This window comes from Flavobacterium sp., from assembly GCF_029242675.1.
In the GTDB taxonomy this organism is placed as follows: Bacteria; Bacteroidota; Bacteroidia; order Flavobacteriales; family Flavobacteriaceae; genus Flavobacterium.
Genome location: NZ_JAQWTM010000070.1, coordinates 1 through 4436 on the forward strand (window position 1 = coordinate 1; position 4436 = coordinate 4436).

General features: G+C 35.7%; 2 protein-coding genes and 1 pseudogene. All 3 read right to left on the reverse strand.

From position 1 onward, the window contains the following. Positions 1-204 precede the first annotated feature (204 nt). A complete protein-coding gene (locus P8M54_RS02705) occupies positions 205-2070 on the reverse strand; it encodes a trehalase family glycosidase (protein ID WP_300284804.1) in 1866 nt (621 codons plus the stop codon). Between the two features lie 23 nt (positions 2071-2093). Further along, on the reverse strand, positions 2094-3341 hold the full coding sequence (locus tag P8M54_RS02710) for an MFS transporter (protein ID WP_300284807.1): 1248 nt from the start codon (positions 3339-3341) through the stop codon (positions 2094-2096). Between the two features lie 78 nt (positions 3342-3419). Beyond that, positions 3420-4436: pseudogene (locus P8M54_RS02715) on the reverse strand (glycosidase); the annotation flags it as partial.

The window sequence follows — 4436 nt, forward strand, 5'->3', positions numbered from 1 at the left end:
ATAGCATCTTCGATAATTAAGACGACACCGATGTTTTTTTCTCCCATCACTTTTATGGCTTCATATACCGTGATTGTTGAAGTTACGGAGAATACCTCACTTCCTTTTTTGCTTAATATTTGATTTACAGTCATTTTGATGGATTTTAGTGGACTCTAAAGTTAAATAAAATTGTCTATAAAAAACAAGCAATCGGTAAAAAAGCTAAAATATTTCTTCAGGCGGCACTAGTTGATTTAGTTTAACTTTCAATAATTCATTAATTATTTGCAAACCCATTTGATAGGATGCATTCACCCATCCAAAACCTTCCTTGGCGATATAATCAAATTCTGTCCCCACATTCCCGTATTCAGCGAAAACTTTGTGCGAGCTAATTTCTAAATCAAATTTTTCTGGTATGGTACCGTTATATTCCACTGCATTAGTAGTAATCAACCACAGCCAGCGGTAAGCCATTTCTTGCGCTTTCTCCTTGAAACCATACTGTAACAGCCCTTGCCATAACAATACTTGATGCGGTGCCCAACCAAAAGGATAGTCCCACTGTCTTTGAGGTGCATCAGGAGGGAAAAGAGCACTACTACCAATCGTACTGCCTGTAATACCACCAGCCATTGTAAATTGAGGCAATGCATTTTCTACTAATTTTTTAGCTTGTTGTTCACTACACAAGCCAGCCCAAAGCGGAAAGAAAGTAGTAGCTGCTTCAAATGGCATTTGCTTTTTGTTGATAAAATCATAATCCAAATACATATTGGTGGTTTCGTTCCAACATAATTCATCCATTTTGCTTTTTCTAAATTCAGCCTTAGCATCCCATTCAGCAGCAGTATAGATTATATCATTCAATTGTAGTGATCCACCAAAGAATGCTGCAATTAGATTCGATATGTCTTTTTCATACTTAAACAAGAAACTATTTACATCAACTGAATTTAAATTAGCGCATACGCCAATTAATCGATTTGTGGTATCGTGTCCGCTCTCTCTCAAGCTGCGATCATGAACAAAATATTCGTCTAATACGGCATCAATAATCGTTCGATTCAAATAATGTTTTTCGAACTCCCTAATTGGTAAATTGTATTTAAGAGCGAAGGGCGCTAAAATATCATCAAAATGTCCCGGTTCTACCTCAAAAGGCATGCCCACTCCACCTGACTTATACCTATTTAAGCCTGTATTGGTCAATCGTTCTCCAGGCACCATCCAAACAGTGTTGTATTCTAAAATTACCGTTTGTACATGTTCTCGCAGCCAATCAAGATCTGGAATTTTAGTCTGCACAATATCCACTAATAAAGAGGAATACAAAGGAGGTTGCGTTCTCGTTAAATAATAACTTCTATTTGCATTTAAAATTTTACCGTAATGAAGAATCTGATATTTAAAATTATCGGCAATTGCCATAGCTTTTTCAAGTTGGTTGTCAATTAACAATCCTGCACCTATAAAATAACTATCCCAACCATACATTTCATTAAATCGCCCTCCAGGAATTACAAACGGAATTCCCTGCAAACTGCCCGACTCTTGCCGTAAACCCAATGCGAGAATTCCAGGCTTTGTATTTAAAGTGGCTACATACTCCTCAGTATATCCTAACGGTAAGACCTCAACTTTAAAATTTTTGAGCTCTTTTTCTAAAGTTGTAAAATAGTTCACCCCTTGAACATCTTTGGCAGAGATGTACAAAGTAGGGATTTTATTGGTTGTCTTTTCGTCTTTTAGAATTTGCTCTAAGCCTTTTTTATCAATAGTTCTCGTAAGTTCGTTCCAATAATCATCTCTAATTTTTCTCGAAATTCGGTCAACTGGTTTTTCTTGTATTCTTGCCAAATCCAGTGTTGCAATTGCAATTCCATTTTCTTTATGAACGGCGAGTTCTTGCAACAAATTGGCAAGGAAGTAGGTACCCTCAATAACTGTTTCGACCTTAGTTTTTTGATCTAATAAAATGAATCGCTTGGGTCCTACGTCATCCTTGGTGATTTTTTTATCGTTATCTGTATCTTCCTGAAGTAAAAGATCGCGAAAAACGGTTGCTATGTCGACTACAATTTTCATATTAGTTATCCTTGTAATTATTACTAGTGACCTTTGTTATTAACAGCTAAAACGTCCAAATTGTTCGCAGTTAATTTTTTTAAGATAAAAAAAGAAACAAGCAATAACGACATCGGAATCAAAGTGTAATAAAAAGCATTTTCTGGACCTACATTTTTAAACAAATAGCCAACTATTCGAGATCCCATTGTACCGCCTAAAGCTGAAAAAACTACAATAAGTCCTGTCATAGCACTATGCAAACTTTTTGGCAACGCACTTAGTACAACCGAGTTTAGCAAGGGATAAATGGGAGCAATGAATAATCCAACAATTGGAAAAGCAAATCCAATTAAGGGTATATCTCCCAAAGAGTTAATTTCTTTTACATCCAATCCTACTGTTTGTGGCAGCACAAAAACTACTAAAAGCATGGCCATAGTTATGCAAAAGCTGAGAATCCAAATCCAATTTATTTTTCTAGTTAAAACTCCAGCTAATAAACGACCTGCTGCTAAAGAAATAGCGAGAATACTAGCCATCATAATACTAATGTTTTCAGGAAGGTGTAGCACTTTACTGTTAAATGTTGGCAACCATGACATAATTCCCTGTTCAATCATCACAAATAAAAAGGCACTAATCACAAAAACGATTGTCAATAATTTTGCAAAAAGTTGGAACATCTGGGCAAAATCATCCATAAAATTCGCGCCCGGAATCGCTACTTCTTTCTCGAATTTCGTAAAAAACAAAAACAGAAATGAAAGAAAAGAAATTGCCGCCAAAAGCCAATAAACGTTCAACCAGGCATCTGGATCTTGAACAGAATTAAAAGCAGGGAATAAAAAATAGGCCAGGGCTATACCAATCATAAAAACCCCTTCGATACTACTCATTAAACTATTATGCTCCTTTTGATTATTGGTAACCGTGCCAATTAGAGAATAAACAGAGACTTTTATCAATGCAAATGAAACGCCAACGGTAGCGAATAAAACCTTAGCCATATCGAACGAATTTCCAAAATACATACCTAGACAAGCCAAAGTTACGAGACTCAAACCAGCCAACATCGCTTTTTTATATCCAATACGTGGTAAAAAAGAAGCAATTAAAAAAGAGACGATAGCAATTGGTAAATCCTTGTAAGCCTCTAATATGCTCGCTTGTAGTTCATCGACCCCGTAATTTAATTGTGATTTAAAAATTACAATCCCAACGCTGTTTAATAAAATCGCAAATACAAAGTAGTTGAGATACATGGCTAGTTTAACGGTGTTTTTTTTCATAATTTCTCTAACTACTGCTTGTTACACGATTTATATGTTTTCAAAATACTTCTAAATGTAAGACATTTTTTTTGGCTATTAAAAGTGCAGTGTTTTTACTGTTCCATTTTCAATTTGTTCAATGGTAAAACTATAGTTTTTTAGATTTGCCTTCAAATGAATTGCTGTACTATGATTAGTCCATTTGATATCTATACCTTCTGCTAGTGAGTCATCAATAGCAACCGATCCTAAAAATGCTTCGCATGTATTTCGCAATCGAATTATTTCCAGTTGTTTTTGGACAATAGCTTTATGTAATCCTTGATTAACATCGCCCATTGTTAAAGTGGTCCGATTAATTTCTTTATGACCTGCACTTCCGCCATTATCAGCTGCTTCATAATTGTTTTTACCTGCAAAAACATCCAAATACCAAACCTGAGGTGTTCCCGGCATAAACATTTGAACTGCACGAGCCAAAAGTAATTTTTGATCATCTTCACCTAAAGCACTAAAAAAGGTTGCATTTACTTGATAATAAGAGATCTTTTTACCCGATGGATCATATAGGTTTTTAACTCTCCCGCCTCTTTCCATAATGGTGGTCATGATCGATTCAATCTCATCATCTTCTAACAAACCGTTATAATAAACACCATTTTTTTCCTTCCCTTTCAAGTCTAAAACTGGTATTCCATCATGACAACCCAGCATGTTAACTGTTTTGTAGCCTTTCAAAACTATTTCTTTGGCCCATTGCAATAACGCTTTACTTGAACGAGTTTCAATTGTATGAATCATCAAACCAGGTAAGAAAAAATCATAAATAGTGTACCCTTTGTTCGCTACTTCGTCATGCAAATGCAAGCCATATTCAGCATGGATTTCAGGCAGTAGCAGTAATTCGTTTTCCTGCGCTATTTTTTTTATGCGCTCTAAATAGTCCCAGGTTCCCGTTGTATTGAAAAAATTAGTTTCACCAACCATTTTATGCAAATAGGCAAAAGCGTCTAGACGAAGTATATTACACCCATAAGCCCTTAGCTTTTTGAGTGTTTCTTCGTAGAATTCCCAAACTAATGGTGAGGCTGCATTCACATCCATTTGACCAAG

Bases quoted from the DNA above. Each gene is read 5' to 3' on its own strand.
- P8M54_RS02710 (WP_300284807.1), bottom strand. From the start codon at position 3,341: ATGAAAAAAAACACCGTTAAACTAGCCATGTATCTCAACTACTTTGTA.
- P8M54_RS02705 (WP_300284804.1), bottom strand. From the start codon at position 2,070: ATGAAAATTGTAGTCGACATAGCAACCGTTTTTCGCGATCTTTTACTT.